This is a genomic window from Streptomyces sp. NRRL B-24572, from assembly GCF_002156145.1.
GTDB classification, from domain to species: Bacteria; Actinomycetota; Actinomycetes; order Streptomycetales; family Streptomycetaceae; genus Streptomyces; species Streptomyces vietnamensis.
Window position 1 is genome coordinate 1 of sequence record NZ_MWIG01000129.1, and the last position, 3,242, is coordinate 3,242.

The following is a 3,242-nucleotide window of genomic DNA, read 5'->3' on the forward strand; positions in this document are numbered from 1 at the left end:
GACCGGGCACGCGGCGGGCGCCTGGGTGTCGCCCGAGGCGCTGAGCCCCGGTCTCGTCGGGGCGGCCATGGCGGGCGTGGCGCCCGCGCTGTTCACGGTCGGCCGGGCCCGCGTCTGGGAGGAGGTCCGGTGCCTGGTGCTGCCGCTCGCGATCGTCCTCGTCGGCCTCTTCACGGTGTCCGTGCTCAACGCCGGAACGCTCCGGGCCGTACGGGGCGGCCCGCTGTTCCTCGCCCTGTTCAGCCTCGGCTGGGTCGCCACCCTCGGCGTCCTCGCCCTCGCGGCGGTGGGCTGCCTGGCGGCGCAGTACCGCAGACGGCCCGGCGGCACGGGGGCGGCGGGGCGACGTCCGGTCGCCCCCCTGCCCGCCTGGTCGAAACCGCTGCTCGCCGTCCTCGGCTCGGGATGGCTCGGCATCGGCGCCGGCCTGCTGTGCTTCCCCGCCTTCTGGGGCGCCCTGCTCCCGTGGACGGTGAACCGCGCCGACGCACAGGGCCTCGGCGTGTGGGCGCTCGCTCTCGGCGTCGGAGTCCTCGGCTCCCTCGTGGAGGACGACCTGGCCCGTATCCGCCCCGCGCTCAGGGCCGTTCCGGCGGTGGCCCTCGCCCTCGCCGTGGTTCTCGCCGCCCACGCCTCCACGGTCGACTGGACCTCAGGACCCGGCGCCGCCCTCCTCACCCTCGTCGCCGGACTCCTCGTCACGGGTGTCTCGGGCCGGTGGCTGCTCGGCCGGGCCGTGAGGCGGGGCGAGGGCTGAACGGTGGCCGGTCGGCGGCTCACGTTCGCCGGCGGGGCGCCCCGTCGTCCGGGGCGTCCGGGCTCGCGAAGTGGAAGGGCACCGCGAGGTGTTCGGCCAGGGCCCGGCCGGCCGCCTCGGCGGCCGTGGCCTCAGGATGGCGCGCCTCCTCGGCCCGCACGTCGCCCAGGTGCCGTACGGCCGTCTCACGGTGGATCGTGGCGAGCTCGTACCGGCCCGCGGGCCCGGTGGAGACGGCCAGGAGGATCACGAACCAGTCGTGGACGGTGTCGCCGTCCCAGATCGCCTCGATCGCGACCACGGACCCCGGGCAGCCGGAGGCACGAGCGGCCAACGACTCCGGGTCGAGGGGGCTGAGGGGGGTGCGGGCGATCCGGTCGCCGTGGTGGAGGTACCGCTCGTGGACGACGCCCTCCGCCTCGTGGAGCCCCAGACCACGGCCCCGGCAGGTCTCCCAGACGACACGTGCCGCCTGGAGCCGGCGGTCCTGGAGGACGTACCCGTCGACCTCGCCACGGATGCCCTCCGGCAGCAGCCCCCACCACTCGGACGTCGTCAACCCGGCCATGCGGATCCCCCCCTTGTTCCCGGCCCGTGAGGTTACCCGCAGGTCGGGGGCGTGCGCCCGGCGATTTCGGCCCATGCCGGGGCCGTGTTCCCAGGGAATCCGGCCCCTCTCCGACGGGGCGAAACCCCGTGGCGGGCGGGGCCCGTGGCAGTGATGATGGCCGGATGACCCAGCGCGCGCAGCCCGTGGATGCCCTGATCGTCGTCGACGTGCAGTCGGCCTTCGTCACCGGAGACGGGGCCGTGCCCGCGGCCGGCCGGCTCGTCGAGCGGACGACCGACCTGATCGCCCGGGCCCGGCGGGGCGGGGCGTTCATCGCCCACCTGCAGAACGACGGGCCGCCCGGCGCCGAGGACGAACCCCACACGCCCGGCTGGGAACTCCACCACCCCGTGGAGCCCGGACCCGCCGAGGTGGTGATCCGCAAGCCCCACGACGACGGCTTCGAGGAGACCGCGCTCGGCGTGGTCCTCACCGACGCGGGGGTGCGGGCGATCGCCGTCTGCGGCGTCATGTCGGAGATGTGCGTCCAGGCGACGGCCCGTACGGCCCTGGCGCTCGGCTACCGGGTCGTCGTCCCGCACGACGCCCACGCGACCCAGGACATCCCGGCGGCGCCGGGCATCAGCGAGACGATCCCGGCCGCGACGGTCTCCCGCGTCGCCGCGTACGCCCTCGGGAGCGACGCGGAGACCACCGTCCCGGCCGCCGCCGTCACGTTCACGGCCCCTACGGCGCCCTGAGGCACCCGCCCCTCCTCCGCCGAGCGAACGGAATGCGCCACGCGTCGCGGCAGCGCGACGGCGAGCGGGCTGTTCAAAGGCTTGTCGATCCCTCCACGGCGGTGCCGGGGCGTCTCGTCGGCGTTCCGCACGACGGGTTGGGGGAGCGGTGGAAGAGCCCGCGGCGCTCGCCATGTCGGGGTGACGACGGTGTTCGGGCTCGTCGTCTCGAACGTCTGGGAGCAGGCCGAGGCGCGGGACCGGCGCCTGTTCCGTCGACGGGGTTCCGGTCAGGACACCGAGGGGATCGCCGGGGAACTGGAGGCCGCCGGGCGGGAGGTGGCGTCCGCGCGGGCCGCAGGGAACGAGGCGGAGGCCGCAGCGATCCAGGAGCACTGGAGCGAGCGGCTCCTCCGGGTGCTCCGCGAGGACCCGGCCGCCGAAGAGCCCCGTACCGGGGAGCGGGACCTCGTCGCCCGCGTCCTCCCCACCAACTCGCCCTCACCGCACACGCCGACCGGGCGATCCGCGAGGACCGGCTGCGCATCGCCGGACCTCCGCGCACTCCCGGAGGGGGCGTCCGACCCGTTCACGGCACCCGGTGGCCCCGCGCCGCTCGCCTGGCTGGGACGAGCGGGCCCGCGCCGAGCTCGACACGGCCCTCGCCTGCGCCGAGGTCGCCGGGCACCAGGTGCTCAGCGCCTCGGTCCGCGAGTCCGACGGCCGGTACTGGGACCGGCACGACCCGGCCCGCGCCGTCGCCGCGTACCGCGCGTCCCTGGAGCTCGACACCGGTGTGGGGGAGGCGCGAGGCGCGGCGATCGCGACGTACTTCCTCGGCTGCGCCCAGGACGCCGCCGGTGAGCACGGCACCGCGCCGACCACCCTGCGCGCCGCCCTCCGGATGCTGACGGACTGCCGGGACCCGCGCATGGCGGCCCGTGCCACGGCCGCCCTCGGCACCGTGCTCGACCACCTCGGCGACACCGAGGAGGCCGTACGCGCCCTGGAGGCCGCCGCCGGGACCCTGCGGGCCGAGCGGGCCACCCACTACGAGGCCCAGGCGCTCGTCGCCCTCGCGGACATCGCCGAACGCACCGGACCCCGCCGGGACGACGTCCCCGGCCGGCTGGAACGGGCCGCCCGCATCCACGAGGCGGGCGGCAGCCCCCTGGCCCCCGCCCTGCGCGAGCGC

General features: G+C 76.6%; 3 protein-coding genes and 1 pseudogene. 3 read left to right on the forward strand and 1 reads right to left on the reverse strand.

Going from position 1 to position 3,242, the window contains the following annotated elements; genetic code table 11:
* Positions 1 to 757: hypothetical protein (locus CCN56_RS43020; RefSeq protein WP_086825142.1), on the forward strand; the 757-nt coding region annotated here is incomplete at its 5' end.
* A gap of 19 nt (positions 758 to 776) precedes the next feature.
* On the opposite strand, the gene CCN56_RS08535 is transcribed toward CCN56_RS43020, so the two are convergent.
* Complete coding sequence (locus CCN56_RS08535; protein ID WP_086825144.1) at positions 777 to 1,325, reverse strand: hypothetical protein; 549 nt, start codon at positions 1,323 to 1,325, stop codon at positions 777 to 779.
* A gap of 164 nt (positions 1,326 to 1,489) precedes the next feature.
* On the opposite strand from CCN56_RS08535, the gene CCN56_RS08540 reads away from it, so the two are divergent.
* Positions 1,490 to 2,068 (forward strand): isochorismatase family protein, encoded by a 579-nt coding sequence (locus CCN56_RS08540; protein WP_086825146.1) that lies wholly within the window; start codon positions 1,490 to 1,492, stop codon positions 2,066 to 2,068.
* A gap of 580 nt (positions 2,069 to 2,648) precedes the next feature.
* Positions 2,649 to 3,242, forward strand: a pseudogene (locus CCN56_RS08545) (hypothetical protein); the annotation flags it as partial.

Coding starts and splice junctions, on each gene's coding strand:
- CCN56_RS08535 (WP_086825144.1), bottom strand. CDS start 1,325: ATGGCCGGGTTGACGACGTCCGAGTGGTGGGGGCTGCTGCCGGAGGGC.
- CCN56_RS08540 (WP_086825146.1), top strand. CDS start 1,490: ATGACCCAGCGCGCGCAGCCCGTGGATGCCCTGATCGTCGTCGACGTG.